We start from the raw sequence: 22,282 nt of genomic DNA on the forward strand, positions 1-22,282 counted from the left end.
AATTCGCGTTTGTTCTTGTCAGCTATAATAGTCTTGCAACGAACGCACTTCAAGCTGCTCGGTCGAAACCTCTGCAATCGCACGTGCAGCAGCTAGGCTGGCGGCGGCTGTCGTGTAGTATGGAACCTTCTGTTCCAGCGCAGCAACACGGATGGACTGGCTGTCCAGAAGCGACTGCCACCCTTCGGTGGTGTTGAAGATCAAGGCCACTTCACCGTCGATAATTGCATCGACAATGTGCGGCCGTCCCTCGGCCACCTTGTTGACCAGTTCGACTTCGAGACCCTGCGCTGCAAGGAAGCGCTGCGTGCCGCCCGTCGCGATCACGCGGAAACCTTTTTCTAGCAGGGTCGCCACTGCGGGCAGGATCACTTCCTTATCGCTGTCCTTGACCGAGACGAACAGCGTGCCTTCTTCAGGCAGGACCATGCCTGCTCCGAGCTGCGACTTGAGGAAGGCGGCCGGGAAATCTGCATCGATGCCCATGACTTCGCCCGTGCTCTTCATTTCCGGCGAAAGTGCCGGATCCGAGCCGGGGAAGCGGCTGAAGGGGAAGACCGCTTCCTTTACAGACATGTGATCTGGCTTGAGGTTGAACGGCTCGAAACTGGAGAGCGGTTCGCCTGCCATAACGCGCGAGGCAATTTTGGCGACAGGTTTCCCGATAGCCTTGGCGACAAACGGCACCGTGCGGCTGGCGCGCGGGTTCACTTCGATCAGATAGACCTCGCCGTCTTTCACAGCGAACTGAACGTTCATCAGTCCGCGTACGTCGAGTGCTTCTGCGAGCGCGGTAGCCTGGCGCTCCATCTCTTCGACGATATCGTCCGGGAGGCTGTACGGCGGGAGCGTACACGCGCTGTCGCCCGAGTGGACGCCGGCCTCTTCGATGTGCTGCATGACCCCGGCAATGCGAACCTCGTTCCCATCGGCGATCACGTCGACATCGCATTCCACGGCATCGCGCAGGTATTGGTCGACCAGGACTGGGCTATCACCCGACACGTTGACGGCCGTAGCGATATAGTCATCGAGCTGCGCGACGCTGTCGACGATTTCCATCGCGCGACCGCCAAGCACATAGCTGGGGCGCAAGAGTACGGGATAGCCGATGCGCGCAGCGACGGCTGCGGCTTCGTCACGGCTCTTGGCGATGCCGTTTTCCGGCTGCTTGAGCTTCAGCTTCGATACCAGCTTGGCAAAACGTTCGCGATCTTCGGCAAGGTCGATGGCGTCCGGGCTGGTGCCGAGGATGGGAATCCCCTCGCGTTCAAGCGCAGCGGCAAGCTTGAGCGGGGTCTGCCCGCCGAACTGGACGATGACGCCAACAAGCTCGCCCTTCGACATCTCGACGCGCAGGATTTCCAGCACGTCTTCTTCTGTCAGCGGCTCGAAGTAGAGGCGGTCGGACGTGTCGTAATCGGTCGAAACCGTTTCCGGATTGCAGTTGACCATGATCGTCTCGAAACCGGCCTCCGCCAGCGCGAGACAGGCGTGGACGCAGCAATAATCGAACTCGATGCCCTGCCCGATCCGGTTGGGTCCGCCGCCGAGAATCACGATCTTGCGGCGGTCGGATGGGTTTGCCTCGTCCTCGGATTCGCCGAAACTGGGCGCTTCGTAGGTCGAGTACATGTAGGGCGTAATTGCCTCGAACTCTGCGGCGCAGCTGTCGATCCGCTTATACACGGGATAGACGCCGAGCTTGTGGCGCAGCGCGCGCACTTCCTGTTCGCTCGTCGCCCCTGCCATGGCGCGCAAGGCGTCGTGGAGCAGGCCCGAGCGGCGCGCCTGCGTTTCCGCCATGCCGCCAGCCACGCCGACCGAGCGGACGGCCAGTGTCGCAAGGCGCTTGTCGGAGAAACCCATCGCCTTCAGGCGGCGCATTTCTTCGGCATCCCTCGGCAGACCGTTGTGGCCCAGCATGTTCTCTTCGTAGATGATCGCTTCGATCTGGCGCAGGAACCACGGGTCGAAGCCGGTGATGCGGTTGATTTCCTCGACTGTGAATTCTTCACGGAACGCCTGGGCGATCCTCAGGATACGGTCGGGCGTACGCTGGCTGAGCGCGGCGGTGATCTTCTCGCGGCTGACGCCTTCGAGTTCAGGCACGCGGTTAAAACCGTCGAGGCCTGTTTCGAGGCCCCGAAGCGCCTTTTGCATCGATTCTGCAAAGCAGCGGCCGATGGCCATGACTTCGCCAACCGACTTCATCGCGGTGGCCAGTTCCGGCTTGGCACCCTTGAACTTTTCAAACGCGAAGCGCGGAATCTTGGTCACGACATAGTCGATGGTCGGCTCGAAGCTGGCAGGCGTCGCGCCCGTGATCTCGTTGGTCAGCTCGTCCAGCGTGTAGCCCACGGCCAGCTTCGCCGCGATGCGGGCAATCGGAAAACCGGTGGCCTTGGATGCGAGCGCAGATGATCGCGAAACACGCGGGTTCATCTCGATCACGATCAGGCGGCCGTCAGCTGGATTGACTGCGAACTGTACGTTAGAACCGCCTGTTTCCACACCGATTTCACGCAAAACCTCCAGCGAGGCGGTGCGCATGATCTGGTATTCCTTGTCGGTCAGCGTCAGCGCCGGTGCGACAGTAATGGAATCTCCGGTATGCACGCCCATCGGATCGACGTTTTCGATCGAACAGATGATGATGCAATTGTCCTTGCGGTCGCGGACAACTTCCATCTCGTATTCTTTCCAGCCGAGGAGCGATTCCTCGATCAGGACTTCGGTGGTGGGCGATGCGTCGAGGCCTTCGCGCACGATCCGCTCGAACTCGGCCTTGTTGTAGGCAATGCCCCCGCCCGTCCCGCCAAGCGTGAAGCTGGGACGGATGATGGATGGCAGTCCAGTGCGTTCGAGCACCTCATATGCCTGGTCGACCGAATGGGCGATGCCGCTGCGCGCACTTTCGAGGCCGATCTTGTCCATCGCATCGCGGAATTTCAGGCGATCTTCGGCCTTGTCGATGGCTTCGGCGTCGGCACCGATCATCTGGACGCCGTATTTCTCCAGCGTGCCGTCCTTGTTGAGCGACAGCGCGCAGTTGAGCGCGGTTTGCCCGCCCATCGTCGGCAGCACCGCATCGGGGCGTTCCTTGGCGATGATCTTGGCGACGATTTCGGGCGTGATCGGCTCGATATAGGTCGCGTCGGCCATTTCCGGGTCGGTCATGATCGTGGCGGGGTTGGAGTTTACCAGGATGACCCGGTAGCCCTCTTCCTTCAGCGCCTTGATCGCCTGCGTGCCGGAATAGTCGAACTCGCACGCCTGGCCGATGATGATCGGGCCAGCGCCAATGACGAGGATCGAGGAGATGTCAGTGCGTTTGGGCATCAGATAACCTTAAAACCGAGTTTGACTGCTTTATCGACACCTCGGGCATTGTCTTCGATGCAATGGAGGCTTTGCGTGTTTTCGGATGAGATTTCGATGTCGTAGGTGATGCCATGCAAATCGCCGAGCCGCATCTCAAACTCTGAAAGACCGCATTCACGAAGCATCTCGCCAACCCTGTAGGCAACATTGTCCATCGTCTCTTCACCACCAGGCTCGGTGATGTCAGGCGCGAATACTGTTCGGTACGCCTTGGGTTCAACCGGATCGCTCTTGATTTGAAGTGCGATTGCGACGCTCACCAAAGATGCGAACGTTCCGAGAGCAAACGCAACTAAATTGCTGCGCGTCACCCCAACATCCCCACGAACTTTTCAAACAGGTAGAAGCTGTCCTGCGGTCCCGGCGACGCCTCAGGGTGGTACTGGACACCGAAGGCCTTCTTGCCCTTGATCGAGATGCCGCAATTGGTGCCATCGAACAGCGAGACGTGGGTCTGCTCTACACCGTCCGGCAGCGTATCAACATCGACCGCAAAGCCGTGGTTCATGCTGGTGATCTCGACGAGGCCTTCGCTAGCCCCCCACGCGGACCCGACGCGCTGGACGGGGTGATTGGCGCCGCGGTGACCTTGGAACATCTTGGCGGTCTTTGCGCCAGCAGCCAGGCCAAGCATCTGGTGGCCGAGGCAGATACCGAACAGCGGCACGTCCGCGTCCAGCAGTCCCTTGATTACCGGCACGGCATATTCGCCCGTCGCCGCCGGATCTCCCGGTCCGTTCGAGAGGAACACACCGTCAGGCTTAAGCGCCATGATCTCTTCAAGCGTTGTGCGCGCAGGCACGACTGTGACCTTGGCCCCCGCTTTCACGAGGTTGCGGAAGATATTGTCCTTCGCGCCGTAATCGATCGCGACCACGTGCGGCTTCTCCGTCCCGCCTTCGGTATAACCATGGCCAAGCTGCCAATGGCCACCCTTCCAGTCCTCTGTTCCGTCACGCGTAACCGATGGCACAAGGTCCAAGCCTTCGAGGCCGGACCAGTCTGCGGCCCGCTGCTTGAGCGCTTTCATGTCGAATTCGCCGCGCGGGCTGTGGGCGATCACTGCATTGGGTGCACCGTTCATGCGAATGCGGCGGGTTAGCGCGCGGGTATCGATGCCCGACAGGCCGATCTTCCCGTGTGCGGTCATCCAATCGGCGAATTCCTGCTGCGCGCGGAAGTTCGATTGCGGAGTGACCTCCTGCCGCACGATGCAGCCCACGGCGCCTAGACCGCGGCTCTCGTGGTCTTCCTCGTTCGCGCCGACGTTGCCAATGTGCGGGAAGGTGAAGGTGACGATCTGGCTGTCGTAGGACGGATCGGTCATCACTTCCTGATAGCCGGTCATGGCGGTGTTGAAGCACACTTCGCCGACGGCCGAACCGGTCGCGCCGAAGCCCTTGCCCCAGATACATGTGCCGTCTGCAAAGACGAGGACTCCCGTCGCGCCTTTGGGTTGCGCGTGCGAGAATGCGGGCAGGGCCATTTGGGCTCTCCGAGTCAGGGGTTTTCCGGCGATGTCGCTAAGCGGTGGCGGCTATAGGTGTGACGCCCCCCCGTCAAGCGCAAGACTTGGCTTTGTGTCAGCTTGCCCTACATGGGAGCCGAACCATCCACAGATTAGCGTTACGAGGCACCATGCTCCGCGAGACCATCAAGACCGAGACCGTCACCGCCATGAAGGCGAAGGACAAGGAGCGCACCGCCACGCTCCGCCTGATTGGCGCCAAGATCAAGGACCGCGATATCGAACTGCGCACTTCCGACAAAATGCCGGATGACGACGCGATGGTGACCGATGTCCTGATGAAGATGGCCAAACAGCGCCGCGAATCGATCGAGATGTACGAAGATGGCGGCCGCCAGGAACTGGCCGACAAGGAAAAGGCCGAACTCGGCGTTATTGAGGAATTCCTGCCGCAGCAGATGAGCGAGGAAGAAACCCGCGCTGCCATCGCGCAGATCAAGGCCGATACCGGTGCCGAGGGCATGAAGGACATGGGCAAGGTCATGGGCGAGCTCAAGGCGCGCCACGGTGCGACGCTCGACATGACCAAGGCTAGCGGCCTGGTGAAGGAAGCACTCTCGTGAAGCGGCTGTTGTTGATTGCTGCGCCGTTCGCACTGGCTGCTTGCGGACCGGGTGAACCTGAACCAGCGCCCTCGCCCACACCCACCCCAGCTCAGCCGCGCACACTCGTCGCTGCCGATCTCGACCTGAGCACATTGGGCGCGAAGATTGTCGGACCGCAGGGACCGGAAGTTTCAACCGTGCTGAGCGCTGGCAGCAGCCAGATTGCCGAAATGGTCAGTTTCGTTGCCTGCCCCCAAGGCGTTGCGGTGTGCGAGCCCGGGCAGATGCCCGAAGGCACGATCTACACCTATGTGCACCAGGTGACGTTGGCCGCCACCAATGGCGAAGAAGAAGCTGCAGAGGGCGAAGGCCCCGAAGTGGTCGAGAGCCCGCCCACGCTCTTCCGGACCACCGAAAGGGTTCACGGCTTCAATGCAGCCGTCGGCTATTCCAACGCACAGGCGCTTGCTGCGCTCGGCAACGAGGACGCGATCTCCATTTCGAGCGACGATGGCCAGTTAATCTGGCGCGTCGTCGAGGGTGACGGCTGGCTACCCGGCGCGACCCTCACCTTCTGGTGGCAATCGACCTTGCCGCCCGCAGGACCTGCCGATGCTTACCTGCTGGAGATAGAAGGTAACCAGGCCATCGCGCGCGGTCCCTTCCCGGCCGAAGAAAAAGCGGCACCCGGCGCACCTGCAAACTAGCGGCGGCGCGCCGCAGGCGGTAGGGGAAGGCGATGGCCCTATCACCCCAATGGTTGGACGAATTGCGCATGCGGACCACGCTGTCTGCCGTGATCGGCCGCACCACCCGGCTGACCAAGGCGGGCCGTGAGTTCAAGGCGTGTTGCCCGTTCCACAATGAAAAGACGCCCAGCTTTTACGTAAATGACGAGAAGGGCTTCTACCACTGCTTCGGCTGCGAGGCGCACGGCGATGCCATCCGCTGGTTGACCGACCAGCGCGGCATGCCGTTCATGGATGCGGTCAAGGAACTGGCCGCAGAGGCGGGAATGGAGGTGCCCGCGCCCGACCCGCAGGCAGCCAAGCGCGCGGAAAAGCGTGCCAGTCTCCATGATGTGACAACAGCGGCGCAGGTCTGGTTCGAGGCGAACCTTGCCGGTGCGGGCGGCACGAGGGCTCGCTCCTATCTGGCGCGGCGCGGCTTTTCTGACGCCGTGATCCGCGAATTCGGTTTCGGCTTCGCTCCGGAGGACCGGCAGGCTTTGAAATCCGCCCTCGCCAATTTCGATGAAGCGATGTTGTCGGAAACCGGCATGCGGATCGAGATCGAGGGCAAGGATCCCTACGACCGGTTCCGCGGCCGTTTGATGCTGCCCATCCACGATACCCGCGGCCGGGTTATCGCGTTCGGGGGCCGCATCCTCGACGGCGACAGCAATCCCCACGCCCCGAAATATCTGAATTCGCCTGATACGCCGCTCTTTGACAAGGGGCGCACCCTCTACAATTTGCACCGGGCAGCTCCTGCCGCACGGCAATCGGGCAGGATCGTGGTGGTCGAGGGATATATGGACGTGATCGCCCTCGCCAATGCGGGCATCGCCGAAGCAGTCGCGCCGCTGGGTACAGCGCTGACAGAGAACCAGATCGAGCTGCTCTGGCGCCAAGTTGAACGCCCCATCGTATGTTTCGACGGTGACAATGCAGGCCAGCGGGCAGCGATGCGCGCGGTGGAGCGCGCCCTCCCCATGCTTCGACCGGGGCATTCCCTCTCGATCGTCCGGATGCCTGCTGGCACCGATCCAGACGATTTGATCCGGGATCGCGGGGTCGGCGCGCTGGAAGAATTGCTCGGCAATCCGGCAAGCCTCCTGGATACACTATGGGAATTCGAAAAAGCGGCAGCGCCGCTGACTTCGCCAGAGGAGAAAGCGGGCCTCAAGGACCGGCTGATGTCGCATGTAGAGATGATCCAGCACCCGGATATCCGGGCTCTCTACAAGCGCGAATTGTCCCAGCGATTCTCCGATTTCGCTTTCCCTCCGCGCCCGCAGCGCGAGTTCAAGCCGCGCGGGGAGTGGAAAAAATCCGGTTACAAGGCCCCTTCTCCCCAGCTTTCACCAGAAGCGAAATCACGGCTCGAAAGGGCAATCCAGGGCGGGTCACGCGATGCGCTGGCCAGCGCTGTAATCCACGGACTTCTGCGACATCCGGGTGAAATCGCGCAGCATGAAGCAGCTCTGGCCCGCGTCGCGCAAAGTGACCGAAATGTCGGTCCGGCCATAGATTCGCTACTTGCCGCAGCGGAAACGCTTGATTCGCACGCGCAATCGCCCATATCGCTACCCGAAGGCCTACCTGCCCCACCGGCTAACATCCGCTTCGCCTTTCTCGATGAAGGCACTGATCCGGTAGATGCGCGCGAGGAACTGGCCGAAGCCGTGTCGTTGCTGGTCGAAAGACCGGCAATCGAAGCCGCGCTTGCTGCAGCAACCGCGCGTTTTGAAAGTGACCCCGAAGGGGCCTTCGCCGAGCAGCAGCGCCTGCTCAAGCGAAAGCTGGAATTCGAGGCACGACTCGGGCAAATGGCAAGCCGCAAGGCCGCTACGGCGACCGCGAAAAATTCAGATGCCGCGAAGGGTGCAGAACCTGATAGCGGCGCAAGTACGGACTAATTGCTCTTTATGGCCACCAAGACCAAGTCGGGCGACAAAGACGACGCACCGCTGATCGATCTCAACGAAGCGTCGGTGAAGAAGCTCCTCACCAAAGCAAAGAAGAAGGGCTACGTCACCTATGACGAGCTCAACGACGCTTTGCCTCAGGGCGAGATGAGCTCCGACCAGATCGAAGACATTCAGGCCGCTCTGTCCGAAATGGGCGTCCAGATCGTCGAGAACGACGAAGACGCCGAGCAGGAAGACGAAGTCGAGGAAATCGCACCCGCTCCTTCGTCAGCCGAAAAGGAAGCTCCCAAGAAGCCTGCAGGCCCCAAGAAGCTGGCCGCCGGCGAACGCACCGATGACCCGGTACGCATGTACCTGCGTGAAATGGGCGCCGTCGAGTTGCTCAGCCGCGAAGGCGAAATCGCGATTGCCAAGCGGATCGAATCCGGCCGCGACATGATGATCATCGGCCTGTGCCAGAGCCCGATCACTTTCCATGCCATCATCCAGTGGTCCGAAGCCCTGAATGCCGAGGAAATGCAGCTGCGCGAGATCCTCGATCTCGACGCCATGCTCTCCAAGGAACCGCCGGCGGACAAGATGACCGACGACGCGGAAGACGATGATGACGACGGCGAAATTTCGGAAGAGACCGCCGGCCCCACCATTCGCGACGACGATGATGAGGACGAAGACGACAGCGATTCCGAAGATGAGGACGGCAAAGAAGGTTCGTCCAAGAAGGACGATGAAGAGGAAGAGGACAACACCATGTCCCTTGCTCAGATGGAAGCCGCGCTCAAGCCGGACGCCATCGAACGTTTTGCACGCATCGCGGACCTTTTCGGGAAGTTCGAAAAGCTTCAGGCCGATCGCGTTGACACGCTTGCACGCGGAGAAGATTTCCCCGCTGCCAAGGAAAAGAAGTACGAAGCGCTTTCGGAACAGCTCACCGCCGAAGTGGAAAGCGTCCAGTTCCATGCGACCAAGATCGAATTCCTGGTCGACAATCTTTATGCCTTCAACCGCCGCTTGACTGCACTTGGCGGGCAGATGCTCCGGCTGGCTGAACGTCACAAGGTCAAGCGCGTCGACTTCCTCGAAGCCTATATCGGCCACGAGCTCGACGATGCGTGGATGGACGACAAGGTCAAGAAGGACAAAAAGTGGGCTGCTTTCGCCGAGAAGGAAGGCGATGCGATCGACCGTATTCGTGCGGAAATCGCTGATATTGCCAGCGCCACCGGCATGGCATTGCCGGAATTCCGCCGGATCGTGAACATGGTCCAGAAGGGCGAGCGTGAAGCACGTATCGCCAAGAAGGAAATGGTCGAAGCGAACCTGCGCCTCGTGATCTCGATCGCGAAGAAATACACGAACCGCGGCCTGCAGTTCCTCGATCTCATTCAGGAAGGCAACATCGGCCTGATGAAGGCGGTCGACAAGTTCGAATACCGCCGCGGTTACAAGTTCAGCACTTACGCGACTTGGTGGATCAGGCAGGCGATTACACGCTCGATTGCCGACCAGGCCCGCACGATCCGCATCCCGGTTCACATGATCGAGACGATCAACAAGCTGGTACGTTGCTCGCGCCAGTTCCTGCACGATCAGGGCCGCGAACCGACACCTGAAGAGATGGCGGAGAAGCTCTCCATGCCGCTCGAGAAGGTCCGCAAGGTGATGAAGATCGCCAAGGAACCGATCAGCCTCGAAACGCCTATCGGCGACGAGGAAGATTCGCACCTCGGCGATTTCATCGAGGACAAGAACGCGATCATTCCGGTCGACGCAGCGATCCAGGCGAATCTGAAGGAAACGGTCACCCGCGTCCTTGCCTCGCTTACCCCGCGCGAAGAACGCGTCCTGCGTATGCGCTTCGGGATCGGCATGAACACCGACCACACTCTGGAAGAAGTCGGCCAGCAGTTCAGCGTGACACGTGAACGTATCCGTCAGATTGAAGCGAAGGCGCTGCGCAAGCTCAAGCATCCTAGCCGCAGCCGCAAGATGCGTTCATTCCTGGACCAGTAATACCGCATTGAAATAACGGGGGATTTGGATGACGACGGCGAACGCCTCATGACCAAGTCCCCCGAGATTTTTCTCTCCTACAATCGTGAAGACGAGGCAGTTGCGCTCCAATTTTCCGAGTCATTCGGGAAGGAGGGTTTATCTGTCTGGTGGGATACCGAGCTGCGTTCGGGCGAAAACTACGATATCGTCACCGAAGCTGCTCTGCGAGAAGCAAAAGCCGTCGTCGTACTGTGGAGTCCCCGTTCGGTCGGATCGCGCTGGGTTCGCGCCGAGGCGACCATTGCGGATCGCCGCAAAACCCTGATCCCGGTAACGATCGAGCCTTGTGATAGACCCGTAATCTTCGAGCTGACGCAGACGGCCGACCTGTCCGGCTGGAACGGCGATCTCAGCCATCCATCTTGGCGATCACTTGTCGAGGAAATCCGCGAATTTCTCGGGCGTGACCCTGAACTTGGCGCGGCCTCAGTCCAGCCCGCAAAGACACCTGCCCTTCCTCCTGTCAGACACGGCGAGCGCGGTGATGCCCCCACACTCGCCGTCCTGCCATTTGCGAACCGATCCGGTCTTGAAGAAGACGAAGTTTTCGCAATCGGCATGGTAGAAGACGTCATCGACACGCTTTCCCACGCGGTAAATGTGCGCGTCATTTCAAGCTCGGCAACAGCGCGCTTCTACACCGGGAAGCTGCCGGATATCGAAGCGTTGGGCGAACAGCTTGGAGTTCGCTATCTTCTCGAGGGCAACGTCCGGCGCAGCGGTAAAGTGCTGCGGGTTACGGCCCAGCTTGTCGAAGCGGGCAACGGCGAGATCGCCTGGACCCAGCGTTTCGAAAAACCGCTCGCAGAACTTGCAGCTCTCCAAGAAGATTTGATCGAAGAGCTTGCCGCCCATCTCGGTACGCAAGTCTACCGTATGGCCATGGAACAGGCGCTCAAGAAACCGCGCGATCTGACTGCCTGGGAATTCTGCATGCGCGGGTTGGCGGCACTGCGCCAACTCAATGGCGATTCAGTCGGCAATGCGATCGAGGCTTCAAGTGAAGCCATCTCAATCGACCCGGATTACGGGCTTGCCCATGCGCTGTTCGCGCACTCGTCCGCCCTCGCCTATCATTTCCTCAGTCCGGACAATCCTGCCGAGGTAAAACGGATCAAGCTCAACGTAGACCGCGCCCTCGCGTGCGACGGAGAAAGCGCGCCCACGCTGGCCCATGTCGCGTTTGGCCTGATGTATCTGGGGAAATTGAAAGACTCGCTCAACTGCTCGATGCGGGCGCATAGGATCAATCCCGGATACGGCTTTGCACAATTGGCAGCAGGCATCTGCAGCCCCATGCTGGGCAAGCATGAAAACGCGCTTTCGATACTCGATGATTTCATGCAGATCGAACCGCAGTCACCCTATTTGCACTATGCTCTGAATTGGCAGGGTGTCGCATATCTGGGCCTCGATAATTACGAAGCGGCCGAAAGTGTCTTTCGTGAGAGCATGTTGCTGAACCCTCTCGCGAGCTACACTTATTGGCATTTGGCGCTGATCTGCTTTCACCTGGGCAATACGGAGGAAGCACGCAAGTTGATGGCCGAGACCCGGCAGCGCGAGCCGACTGCAGATCTGAACTTGTGGCAATTGCGCCTTTCGCGCTGGGGGCGCTGCAACCAGTCCACTGAAGACCTCAAAGCGCATCTCGACGACTTATGGGCTGAAACTGACGAGGCGGTCTAAGGCCCCGAACAAGAAATTCTTGCGACTTTTCGGACGAATTCTCGCAGTGCCCGTCTGGCAATCTTGCCTCCCCTTCCGTATGGAATTCGCATGCGTATCGCCATTGCCTCCGACCATGCCGCAACCGACCTCAAGGCCGAGCTGCGCGACTGGCTTATCGAACAGGGCCACGAGGTCGCAGACCTTGGCCCCGACAATAACGACAGCGTCGATTACCCTGACTTTGGCTACAAGCTGGCCAATGTCATCGCCGACGGTACTGCTGAGCGCGGTGTTGCGCTTTGCGGATCAGGTATCGGCATCTCGATCAGCGTCAATCGCAACCCTGCGGTCCGCTGCGCAATCGCGTCGGAACCGCTTTCTGCTGCTCTTTCGCGTGAGCATAATGACGCCAATTGCATCGCGATGGGCGCGCGTCTGATAGGCAGCGATATGGCCAAGGCGTGCCTGACCGCATTTCTCGAAACCGCATTCGCCGATTCACTTCCCGGCGGAACAGGGCGTCATCAGCGCCGTGTCGACAAGCTTTCCAACCCCGAGGTCTGATTTCATGGCAACACAGCCCGCCGACAATTCCCGCGAGCCGATGGACCGCTTCTGGCACGATACACTCGCAGAAGCCGACCCCGAGGTTTTCGGCGCGGTTCGCAATGAACTCAAGCGCCAGCAGGACAAGATCGAACTGATCGCGAGCGAGAATATCGCCTCCGCCGCAGTGCTTGAAGCTGCAGGAACGGTATTCACGAACAAATACGCCGAAGGTTATCCCGGCAAGCGCTACTATGGCGGATGCGATTATGCCGACGTGGTAGAAACACTGGCAATTGACCGCGCTAAACAGTTGTTTGGATCCGACTTTGCGAATGTTCAGCCGAATTCGGGCAGCCAGATGAACCAGGCAGTGTTCCTTGCGATGCTGCAGCCTGGCGACACCTTCATGGGCCTCGACCTCAATTCGGGCGGTCACCTTACGCATGGCTCGCCCGTCAATATGAGCGGCAAGTGGTTCAACCCGGTCAGTTACGGCGTCCGCAAGGAAGACGAACTGATCGACATGGACGCCGTCATGGCGACTGCGAAGGAGCACAAGCCCAAGCTCATCATCGCGGGCGGTACTGCATACTCGCGAACATGGGATTGGGCCGCTTTCCGCAAGGTTGCTGACGAAGTCGGTGCGATCCTGATGGTGGACATGAGCCACATCTCGGGTCTCGTGGCGGGCGGTGCCCATCCCTCGCCTTTCCCCCATGCCGATATCGTGACCACTACGACCCACAAAAGCCTGCGCGGCCCGCGTTCCGGCATCATCTTGTGGAATGACGAGAAGTACACGAAGCCGCTGAACATGGCGGTTTTCCCGGGCCTTCAGGGTGGCCCTTTGATGCACATCATCGCCGCCAAGGCCGTCGCTTTCAGGGAGGCGCTGCGTCCGGATTTCAAGGACTATGCCCACCGGATCGTCGAAAACGCCCGTGCGCTTGCCAAGGGTATCGAGGATAACGGCCTTCGCGTCGTGTCCGGCGGTACCGATAACCACTCCATGCTCGTCGACCTCACGGCCAAGGACGTGACCGGCAAGGCGGCAGAAGCAGGCCTCGACCGGGCTTGGCTGACCTGCAACAAGAACGGCATTCCCTACGACACCCGCAGTCCTTTCGTGACCAGCGGCATTCGCCTTGGCACTCCGGCTGGCACCACACGCGGTTTCGGTCCCGCAGAATTCGAAACAGTGGGCAAACTCATCTGCGAAGTGGTAGACGGGTTGTCACGCAATGGCCCCGAAGGTGACGGACAGGTCGAAGAGCAGGTGCGCGCACAAGTCGCAAAGCTTTGCGCCGCCTTTCCGGTCTATCCGGGGCGCTGAGGAACAGGACAATGGACGAAAAAGACCCCAAACATCAGGATCACGACCTTCTGCCCGATGCTCAGGCCGAGCTGAAGAGCATGATGAAGGAAGGCGTCCACCATCCCTCGACCAAGCCCGTGCTGACTGGCGCAGCGATCGGCGCGGTGGCAGGCTGGGTGCTGCCCGTGGTTGGTCCGATCATCGGCGGCGTGGCCGGTGCAGGCATCGTCCTTTACAAACGCCTCAGGCCGTAAATGCGCTGCCCTTTTTGTGCCCATGACGACAGCCAGGTAAAGGACAGTCGTCCGACCGAGGATTCGACCTCGATCAGGCGGCGGCGCCAATGTTCGAAATGCGGAGCGCGCTTCACCACATTCGAGCGTGTACAATTGCGCGAGGTGACCGTTGTCAAAAGCGGAGATCGCCGCCAGCCTTTCGATCGCAGCAAGTTGGAGCAATCGATTTCCCTCGCGTGCCGCAAACGCGACGTTGCGCAGGAACAGATCGACCAGCTCGTGTCCGGCATCCAGCGACAGGTCGAAACTGCAGGTGAGGCCGAAATCCCATCGCAGCGCATCGGCGAACTCGTAATGGACGGCCTGCGCCAGCTCGACAGCGTGGCCTACATCCGCTTCGCCAGCGTCTACCGCGACTTCAATGAAGCGCGCGACTTCGAGGAATTTGCCAGCTCGGTCCAGGAAGCTGCGCCTCATGGCAAAAACTGAGGTGCGCAAGCCGGTCATTGTGCTGGTGAAGCCCCAGCTTGGCGAGAATATCGGCAAGTCTGCGCGGGCGATGCTCAATTTCGGCCTGACCGAACTCCGCCTTGTCGAACCGCGCGATGGCTGGCCCAACCCGTCTGCAGGTCCGTCGGCCGCCGGCGCAGACATCGTGCTCGAGCGAGCCGAAGTCTTCTCCACGACGGCGGAAGCCGTGGCTGATTGCGCCCATGTCTATGCGACGACAGTTCGCAAGCGCGGCGTTACCAAGCCTGTCTTCACGCCAGAACAGGCCACGCGCGAGATAGCTGTTGCCGAGGGCCGCAGTGCGATCCTGTTCGGACCGGAACGTTCGGGTTTGGCAACCGAAGATCTCGATCTGGCCCGCGCCATTGTCACCGCACCGATCAATCCGGAATTCGGATCGCTCAATCTGGCGCAGGCCGTGATCCTTTGTGCTTACGAATGGTCCAAGAACGAATCGCTGGTCCAACCAACACAGGAAGAGATCCTGCCACCTGCCCCGCAGGGGGATCTGGAAGGACTGATCGATCATCTAGAGCGGATGCTGGAGCCTACTGGTTATTTCCTTCCCGAAGGCCGCGCAGAGGCGACTCACCGAACCCTGCGCAGCGTTCTGACCAAGCCGGGCTGGAATCATCTTGAGGTGCGGACGCTTCGCGGTGTCTTGTCCTCGCTTGGGCGCAAACCCAGAAGCAGTTGATCGAAAACTCATCGACGGTTCATCGATCGAGAACTATCAGCGCCGACGAATTCATTGAAACGAAGGAAAAATTTCATGCGCTTTGCTGCGATTGCCGCCTCTCTGACACTTATTTCCGTTCCAGTTCTTGCGAACGAACCCGATGCTCAGAAGAAGGACGAAGCGGTCCAGCAGCAGAAGCCTGCGGAAGAGAAGAACGAAGAAGTCTGCAAGTACATTCGCGCTGACATGAGCAGCCGCCGGAAGCAGAAAGTCTGCATGACGCAGGACCAGTGGGTCGAATTCAACCGCGGCAACTAAGCCCGTAGTGCAGCGGGATCACGCCCTCAGGCGGTCCCACTCTACCAATTCGTAGGCGATCGAGGTTTCGACCAATTCGCCCCAGATTTGCGCGATCTTCCCAGCGGGAAGGTCGCGCTTTTCTGCATCTGCGCGGGCATTGTCGATTACTTCGGTCTTCCGCGCTTCGTCGCGAACGACATTGCGGTCCTGCTTGATGCGGGCCGCAGCGCGCATGTAGCCAAAGCGGCGGTCCAGCAGTTCCATCAATTCGCGGTCGGTTGCGTCGACCCCGATGCGCACTTCGCGCATGTCGGTGCAGTCTTCGGGAAGCTTGAAATCGGCGGGCTTTGTCGTGTCCATGGCCGCGCCGAATGGCGAAGCCAGACGCACTTGTCGAGCGCAAACGAAACCCTCTCTCGACATTGGCATTTCTCCCCGTCATGGAAGCCCCATGGCAACCAATGCAAATACCTTTCGCAACCAGCCCGACGAGCGCGGACATTTTGGCGACTATGGCGGACGTTATGTCGCAGAAACGCTAATGCCGCTCGTGCTCGACTTGGAGCGTGAATATCGCAAGGCACAGGCCGATCCGGCGTTCCAGGCGCAGTTCGACGATCTGCTCGAACATTATGTGGGGCGCCCCTCCCCGCTCTACTTCGCAGAGCGGCTGACAGAGGCGCTCGGCGGCGCACAGGTCTGGTTCAAACGCGATGAGCTCAATCATACCGGCGCGCACAAGATCAACAATTGCATCGGGCAGATCCTGCTTGCCATGCGCATGGGCAAGAAGCGCATTATCGCCGAAACCGGCGCGGGTCAGCATGGCGTGGCCACGGCCACCGTCTGCGCGCGCTTCGGCCTTCCTTGCGTGATCTACATGGGTGCCGAGGACGTTCGGCGCCAATCGCCAAACGTGTTCCGCATGAAGTTGCTCGGCGCGGAAATCGTGCCGGTAACCAGCGGACGCGGCACGCTGAAAGATGCAATGAACGAGGGCCTGCGCGATTGGGTCGCGAACGTGCATGACACTTTCTACATCATCGGCACTGCTGCAGGACCGCATCCCTATCCGGAAATGGTCCGCGATTTCCAGAGCATCATCGGCAAGGAAGCCCGTGCACAGATGCTGTCGCGCATTGGCCGCCTGCCAGATCTTGCAGTGGCCTGTATCGGCGGCGGCTCGAATGCCCTCGGCCTGTTCCACCCCTTCCTCGACGACCGCGAAGTGAAGTTGCTCGGCGTGGAGGCTGCTGGACACGGCCTCGACGGCGACGAACATGCGGCCAGCCTGCTTGGCGGCTTTCCCGGCGTGCTCCACGGCAACAAGACCTATCTGCTTCAGGACGAGGACGGCCAGATCACCGAGGGTCACTCTATCAGCGCAGGTCTCGATTATCCCGGCATCGGTCCCGAACATGCCTGGCTCAAGGACAGCGGCCGGGTCGAATACACCGCCGTCACCGATGACGAAGCGCTTGAGGCCTTCCAACTCCTCTGCCGCACCGAAGGCATTATTCCCGCGCTTGAACCCAGCCACGCTATTGCAGCAGTGGCGAATCGCGCGAAGGACATGCCCAAGGACAGCGTGATCCTCGCCAATCTGTGCGGGCGCGGGGACAAAGACATCTTCACTGTGGCTGAAAAGCTGGGAGTGGAGATTTGACCCGCCTCTCCAACACCTTTGCCAAACCCCACCCCGCACTTGTCTGCTTTGTCACCGCAGGTGACGGCGACACGGCTGCCAATCTCGACGCTCTCGTTGAGGGCGGCGCCGATGTCATCGAGCTTGGCATGCCTTTCACCGATCCCATGGCCGATGGCCCTGCGATTCAGGCGGCGAACATCCGCTCGCTTGGCGCAGGCACCACCACCGCGGACGTTCTGCGCATCGCGCGCAAGTTTCGCGAGCGCCATCCCGAAGTGCCGCTGGTTCTCATGGGTTATGCCAATCCCATGATCCGGCGCGGGCCGGACTGGTTTGCCTCTGCCGCAAAGGATGCAGGCGTCGATGGCGTAATCTGCGTCGACATCCCGCCGGAAGAAGACGATGCCCTTGGCCCGCAACTGCGCGCGGCTGGCATATCTCCGATCCGGCTTGCGACCCCCACCACCGACGCCAGGCGGCTACCGCAGGTGTTGGAGGGGTCGGACGGTTTCCTCTACTATGTCGCAGTCGCCGGCATCACCGGCATGCAGCAGGCAGCGATCGAATCGATCGAGGAAAACGTGACGCGCATCAAAGGCCAAACCGACATTCCGGTTGCGGTCGGTTTCGGTGTCCGTACGCCTGAGCAAGCTGCAGAAATTGCGCAGGTCGCAGACGGGGTCGTCGTGGGATCTGCCTTGGTCGAATTGATCGCAGAGCACGGCGCCGATGCACCTGCGAAGCTCCGCGAACTGACTGCAGGTCTTGCCAAGGCAGTGCATTCAGCGGCAAAGGGCGCGTCATGAACTGGTTTACACGCGTCCGTAGTTCGATGTCCTGGCTGCCCAAGCGCAGCACCGAAGAAAACCTCTGGGTGAAATGCCCCAGCTGCCAGCAAATGGTCTTTGCGCAGGAATACGAGGACAATGCTTTTGTCTGCCCGCGCTGCGACCATCACGGCCGTATCGGCGCGAACGAACGCCTACGCCAATTGCTTGACGAAGGCTTTGAGGTCCTGCCTGTGCCTGAAGTCAAAGAAGACCCGCTCAAGTTCAAGGATTCGCAAAAATATACCGACCGCCTGAAGAAGGCCCGCGCAAAGAACCCGCACCGAGATGCCTTCATCGTCGGTTCCGGGGCGATTGACGGCAAGCCTGCCGTTGTCGGCGTACAGGACTTCACCTTCATGGGCGGATCCATGGGCATGGCCGTGGGCACGGCGTTTTGTCAGGGCGCAGAACGTGCCCTTACCCGCCGCGCGCCCTACATCGTTGTTACTGCCGCTGGCGGTGCGCGCATGCAGGAAGGCATTCTCAGCCTGATGCAAATGCCCAAGGCGACAGTTATGACGCGGCGCCTGAAAGAAGCGGGCCTGCCCTACATCGTAGTCCTCACTGATCCGACAACAGGCGGCGTGACCGCAAGCTACGCGATGCTGGGCGATGTCCACATTGCCGAACCGGGCGCGCTCATCGGTTTTGCCGGCCAGCGCGTGATTCAGGACACCATTCGCGAACAGCTGCCCGATGGCTTCCAGCGCGCCGAGTACCTGCACAAACACGGCATGGTCGACATGGTGGTTCACCGTAAGGAACTGCGCGGAATGCTGTCGACCGTTCTCGACTACCTCGCGCCGTCAGAGGCGGCCTGACCCCTCCCATGCGGGACTTTGCCCGCTCAGATGATGCGGCTGTTCAGGCGCAGCTCGACCGGCTGGGGGCGCTGTCTGTCCCGGACGGTCGGCTGGGCCTCGAAACCATGCTCGCCTTGCTCGAACGGTTGGGCAGTCCGCACCTCAGGCTGCCGCCGGTTTTCCATGTGGCCGGGACAAACGGCAAGGGTTCAACCTGCGCCTTCCTTCGCGCCATGTTGGAGGCAGAGGGTCATAAGGTCCACGTCACCACCAGCCCGCATCTGGTCCGCTACAACGAGCGTATCCGTGTCGCGGGACAGCTTATCTCCGATGCACGTCTTGCAGAATTGCTCGCCAAAGTTCTCGATATCGGAGCCGATCTTGGTCCCAGCTTCTTTGAAGTAACCATTGCTGCAGCCTTTACGGAATTCGCCCGTGTTCCGGCCGATGCCTGCATCGTCGAGGTCGGCCTCGGGGGACGGTTCGACGCAACGAACGTCCTGCCCTCGCCCGCTGTGTGCGGTATCGCAGCGCTCGGCATCGACCATGAGCGTTTCCTGCTTATCCCCGAAGCCGGCACCCCATATGAGCCGTTGTCGAGGATTGCCTTCGAGAAAGCCGGCATCGCGAAGCAGGGCGTGCCGCTGGTAACCCTGTCCTATCCCGGCGGTCCCAGGGCCGAAATCATTCGGGCTGCACATGCAAAGAATGCACCGTTGGCAATGCGGTGCGCAGAGTGGACTTCGGAGATTACCGGAACGGCGCTGCTCTATTCGGACGCCCACGGAAAACTCGAACTGCCGCTTCCTTCAATTGCAGGAGCGCATCAGGCCGAGAACGCAGCACTGGCCGTCGCCATGCTACGGCACCAGTATACGGTCACGATCAGCGAAGATGCGATGGCCGCTGGAATTGGGGCGGCGCGCTGGCCTGCAAGGCTACAGCGCTTGGGCGACGGACCGCTAACTCAGGGCCGCCTCATCTGGCTCGATGGTGGCCACAATCGCAGCGCAGGCCAGGCTCTGGCGGACCATTTCCAGGGGCAGAAGATGCACCTGATCATCGGGATGCTCGAAGCGAAGGATCCGGCCGCGCTCGTCGATCCGTTGTCAGCCATGATCGCCAGCACTACCGTCGTCCCTGTCCCGGGGCACGATTGGCACAGTATCGATGCCTTTCCGCAAGGTTCTAAGCGTGCCGAAGATGTCCCTGCGGCCCTGAAGGCCCTGCCCGATGACGGTCTCCTGGTTCTTATCACAGGCTCGCTCTATCTCGCGGGCGAGGTCCTGCGACTGAACGACGAATTGCCGGATTAGGTGTTGTACGTGCCCTGCACAAAATCGCGGGCGATAGCGCCCTGGTAAACGCTGTCATTGCGCCAAATGCCCGGTGCCTGGTTGCGGGTTTGCTTGATGACCCCTGGACGCAGCGGAAAATCGAACACCAGTGCGAGTTCGTTGCCATTCCGGCGGCCGACACGGGCGTAGGAATCAAACGACAACCAGCACAATACGCATTCCTTGAACGGCTCTGCGTCAACCAGCAGGCGGATGCGCGCGCCGCCTTGTGAAAGATCGAGAATTTCGACCTTTTTCCGCCCTTCGAGGGTCTCGACACGAGCAATCACGCCCAAATTCAGGCGCAAATAGTCGCGGCGTTTTTCATCATCGAAATTTGCAGCGGACTCGCTCATTGCACCTTCTTCTCAGAGAAGGGTTTTCAATTGGCTAACTTCGCCCGGTCAAAATTGTAAAATTATGCGGCACTTTCCCCCAGCTCCAGGGCCACGATACCCGCCGCCTTTTTGCCCCGGCTTTCGCGGTACCATTCAGCCAAGCACAGGAATACGGCGATGATGCCGATCAAGGTGGTGAAAATGAACACGAAATAATACCCGCGCTCCTCGATCATCTGGCCAAGTGCGCCGCGGCCCAGTGTCCCGACCAGCAGCGTAAGAGAAGCCAGCAAAGCATATTGCACCGCTGCGTATTTCTTTGCGACGATGCTCGACAGCCAGGCGATATAGGCGGCGCCTGCGATACCGATCGCAAGGTTTTCCCAGAAGATCGTGAATGTAAGACGCGCGAGGCCATCAATCTCCGACATCTGGAATGCCCCGGCGATGAAGTTCACCAGTGCAGTGAAGCCGATGGCGTCGCTGCCTGCCTGCATCAGCTCGCCGCCAATGGCGAGATCGGCGTAGAGCAGATTGGTCGCTGCGGCGAGAACCGCGCCGAGCGTCAGCGTGAACATGCGCCCGAATTGCGTGATGATCCAGCCGCCCAGAGCCAGGCCGAGGAGGATGGCGAATACGCCGAAGAACTTGGACGCGAAGGCGACCTGATCGCCGGTATAGTTCAATTCCCCAAGATAGAAGGGATAGGCGAAAACGCCCCAGATTGAATCGCAAATGCGATAGGTCAGCACCAGCGACAGGATGAGAACGAGCGACCAGCCCATTCGTCCGACGAATTCAACAAGCGGCAAGACAAGTGCGCGGTAAAGGTGGTCGGTAAACTTCACCTTGTGCCCCGCGCCCACACCGGGGGCCGAGACGATGATATTCGTCCCTTCGCGTTTCTGCTTGGCAATCCACGCCGCGATAAACGCCGGCAGGACTACGGTTGCGATGACAATCAGCGGGCCGAAGGTGGTCGTGAACTCGGTCACATCGGGCCGGGTTTCCGGGGTTGCGGTCATCGATCGGACCATGAAAACAACGACGGTTGCGATCGCCCAGCCCCACAGCAAACCAACGGCCAGCAGCGCACGATTACGGACCTTTTCGGTCACTTCGCCGGCGTTGTAGAGTTCGGCGACCTCGTCCTCGTTGGCGGCAACAGTCGCGGCCGAGCGTTTCGCGACGCTGGCGTCAGGTGCGAACAGGCTGGCGATGCCGATGCTCAGCATGATCGCGCCCATGATCAGATAGGTCTGCGGCCAGCCGATTCGCTCTGCGATGATGAGGCCAAGCGCCCCGCCAATCAGCGCAGCGAGGCGGAACCCCATCTGGGTAATGGTGGACAGAATATCGAGCGTGGCAGTCTCGTCGGCAACGTCGATGCGCCAGGCGTTGATCGCAATATCCTGCGTCGCGCTGGCGAAGGCGCCGATTGCCGCAAGCAGGCTGAACCAGCCGAGTGCGCTCCCCGGATCGAGAAAACTCATGATCAGCAGCGCAATGCCGACGATCAGCTGCATCGGCGCAATCCATTGCTTGCGCTTTCCCAGTCGGCGCAGCCCCGGGATATCGACCTTATCCAGCAACGGCGACCACAGGAACTGGAAGGCATAAGCCAAGCCGACGAGCGAGAATACGCCCATCGTTTCCAGATCAACTTCAGCCTCGCTCAGCCAGGCATAAAGCGTGCCGAGGAAGAGCGCAGGAGGCAGGCCCTGGGCGAAACCGAACAACGCCATGAAGCCGGTTTTCTTGTTTGTCAGGGCCAGGCCGAGGGCGCGCCAGGTCGAAATTTTTTCCTTCTTTGCGTCGGCAACCGCTTCGGCCATTCCCTAACGTCCTTCCGTTATGGTCTATTTTTTGCGACACTAGCTGCCGTAGAGAGAGAAAGGAAC

The 22,282-nt window shown here is 60.3% G+C and carries 21 protein-coding genes; 15 read left to right on the forward strand and 6 right to left on the reverse strand.

All coding sequences use genetic code 11. The annotated features are described in order from the left end of the window. Window positions 1-18: 18 nt before the first annotated feature. The 3 genes from carB to carA are packed head-to-tail and all read right to left on the reverse strand — an operon-like array spanning window position 19 to window position 4,870. Window positions 19-3,342 (reverse strand): carbamoyl-phosphate synthase large subunit, encoded by a 3,324-nt coding sequence (gene carB, locus K3166_RS06740; RefSeq protein WP_221423884.1) that lies wholly within the window; start codon window positions 3,340-3,342, stop codon window positions 19-21. Further along, entirely contained in the window at window positions 3,342-3,695 is a 354-nt protein-coding gene (locus K3166_RS06745; protein ID WP_221423885.1) for a hypothetical protein, read from the reverse strand. The genes carB and K3166_RS06745 overlap by 1 nt, the downstream gene beginning before the upstream one ends. Continuing rightward, window positions 3,692-4,870, reverse strand: a complete 1,179-nt coding sequence (gene carA / locus K3166_RS06750; protein ID WP_221423886.1) for a glutamine-hydrolyzing carbamoyl-phosphate synthase small subunit — start codon at window positions 4,868-4,870, stop codon at window positions 3,692-3,694. Before carA ends, K3166_RS06745 begins: the two co-directional genes overlap by 4 nt. 152 nt (window positions 4,871-5,022) lie before the next feature. Here carA and K3166_RS06755 point away from each other — a divergent pair, with 152 nt between their 5' ends. From K3166_RS06755 to K3166_RS06805, 11 genes are all read left to right on the forward strand, one after another. Next, window positions 5,023-5,475 (forward strand): GatB/YqeY domain-containing protein, encoded by a 453-nt coding sequence (locus K3166_RS06755; RefSeq protein WP_221423887.1) that lies wholly within the window; start codon window positions 5,023-5,025, stop codon window positions 5,473-5,475. After that, complete coding sequence (locus tag K3166_RS06760; RefSeq protein ID WP_221423888.1) at window positions 5,472-6,164, forward strand: hypothetical protein; 693 nt, start codon at window positions 5,472-5,474, stop codon at window positions 6,162-6,164. The genes K3166_RS06755 and K3166_RS06760 overlap by 4 nt, the downstream gene beginning before the upstream one ends. Before the next feature lie 32 nt (window positions 6,165-6,196). Then, window positions 6,197-8,098 (forward strand): DNA primase, encoded by a 1,902-nt coding sequence (dnaG, locus tag K3166_RS06765; RefSeq protein ID WP_221421543.1) that lies wholly within the window; start codon window positions 6,197-6,199, stop codon window positions 8,096-8,098. A 9-nt stretch (window positions 8,099-8,107) separates the two neighbouring features. Continuing rightward, window positions 8,108-10,123, forward strand: coding sequence for an RNA polymerase sigma factor RpoD (rpoD, locus tag K3166_RS06770; protein WP_221421544.1), 2,016 nt, complete (start codon window positions 8,108-8,110; stop codon window positions 10,121-10,123). Between the two features lie 48 nt (window positions 10,124-10,171). Then, window positions 10,172-11,854, forward strand: a complete 1,683-nt coding sequence (locus K3166_RS06775) for a TIR domain-containing protein (protein ID WP_221421545.1) — start codon at window positions 10,172-10,174, stop codon at window positions 11,852-11,854. A 90-nt stretch (window positions 11,855-11,944) separates the two neighbouring features. Then, on the forward strand, window positions 11,945-12,400 hold the full coding sequence (locus tag K3166_RS06780; protein WP_221421546.1) for an RpiB/LacA/LacB family sugar-phosphate isomerase: 456 nt from the start codon (window positions 11,945-11,947) through the stop codon (window positions 12,398-12,400). A gap of 4 nt (window positions 12,401-12,404) precedes the next feature. Beyond that, entirely contained in the window at window positions 12,405-13,718 is a 1,314-nt protein-coding gene (gene glyA / locus K3166_RS06785) for a serine hydroxymethyltransferase (RefSeq protein ID WP_221421547.1), read from the forward strand. Between the two features lie 11 nt (window positions 13,719-13,729). After that, on the forward strand, window positions 13,730-13,954 hold the full coding sequence (locus tag K3166_RS06790) for a hypothetical protein (RefSeq protein WP_221421548.1): 225 nt from the start codon (window positions 13,730-13,732) through the stop codon (window positions 13,952-13,954). Further along, a complete protein-coding gene (gene nrdR, locus K3166_RS06795; RefSeq protein WP_221421549.1) occupies window positions 13,955-14,425 on the forward strand; it encodes a transcriptional regulator NrdR in 471 nt (156 codons plus the stop codon). Continuing rightward, window positions 14,412-15,143: an RNA methyltransferase gene (locus K3166_RS06800; protein ID WP_221421550.1), complete on the forward strand. Its 732-nt coding sequence runs from the start codon at window positions 14,412-14,414 to the stop codon at window positions 15,141-15,143. Before nrdR ends, K3166_RS06800 begins: the two co-directional genes overlap by 14 nt. A 75-nt stretch (window positions 15,144-15,218) precedes the next feature. Next, a complete protein-coding gene (locus K3166_RS06805) occupies window positions 15,219-15,443 on the forward strand; it encodes a hypothetical protein (RefSeq protein ID WP_221421551.1) in 225 nt (74 codons plus the stop codon). A gap of 18 nt (window positions 15,444-15,461) precedes the next feature. Here K3166_RS06805 and K3166_RS06810 read toward each other — a convergent pair whose 3' ends face one another. After that, window positions 15,462-15,785, reverse strand: coding sequence for a chorismate mutase (locus K3166_RS06810; RefSeq protein WP_221421552.1), 324 nt, complete (start codon window positions 15,783-15,785; stop codon window positions 15,462-15,464). A gap of 91 nt (window positions 15,786-15,876) precedes the next feature. Between K3166_RS06810 and trpB the strand changes: the two genes are divergently transcribed. Genes trpB through K3166_RS06830 form a run of 4 tightly spaced genes read left to right on the forward strand, consistent with a single transcriptional unit; the run spans window position 15,877 to window position 20,022 of the window. Further along, window positions 15,877-17,091, forward strand: a complete 1,215-nt coding sequence (trpB, locus tag K3166_RS06815) for a tryptophan synthase subunit beta (protein WP_221421553.1) — start codon at window positions 15,877-15,879, stop codon at window positions 17,089-17,091. Continuing rightward, entirely contained in the window at window positions 17,088-17,879 is a 792-nt protein-coding gene (trpA, locus tag K3166_RS06820) for a tryptophan synthase subunit alpha (protein ID WP_221421554.1), read from the forward strand. The genes trpB and trpA overlap by 4 nt, the downstream gene beginning before the upstream one ends. After that, a complete protein-coding gene (gene accD, locus K3166_RS06825) occupies window positions 17,876-18,724 on the forward strand; it encodes an acetyl-CoA carboxylase, carboxyltransferase subunit beta (RefSeq protein ID WP_221421555.1) in 849 nt (282 codons plus the stop codon). The genes trpA and accD overlap by 4 nt, the downstream gene beginning before the upstream one ends. Before the next feature lie 8 nt (window positions 18,725-18,732). Then, a complete protein-coding gene (locus K3166_RS06830; protein ID WP_221421556.1) occupies window positions 18,733-20,022 on the forward strand; it encodes a bifunctional folylpolyglutamate synthase/dihydrofolate synthase in 1,290 nt (429 codons plus the stop codon). Here K3166_RS06830 and K3166_RS06835 read toward each other — a convergent pair. Further along, on the reverse strand, window positions 20,019-20,399 hold the full coding sequence (locus K3166_RS06835; RefSeq protein WP_221421557.1) for a PilZ domain-containing protein: 381 nt from the start codon (window positions 20,397-20,399) through the stop codon (window positions 20,019-20,021). The genes K3166_RS06830 and K3166_RS06835 overlap by 4 nt on opposite strands. Before the next feature lie 62 nt (window positions 20,400-20,461). After that, entirely contained in the window at window positions 20,462-22,216 is a 1,755-nt protein-coding gene (locus K3166_RS06840; RefSeq protein ID WP_221421558.1) for an AmpG family muropeptide MFS transporter, read from the reverse strand. Window positions 22,217-22,282: the final 66 nt, after the last annotated feature.

The organism is Qipengyuania psychrotolerans (genome assembly GCF_019711355.1).
GTDB classification, from domain to species: domain Bacteria; phylum Pseudomonadota; class Alphaproteobacteria; order Sphingomonadales; family Sphingomonadaceae; genus Qipengyuania; species Qipengyuania psychrotolerans.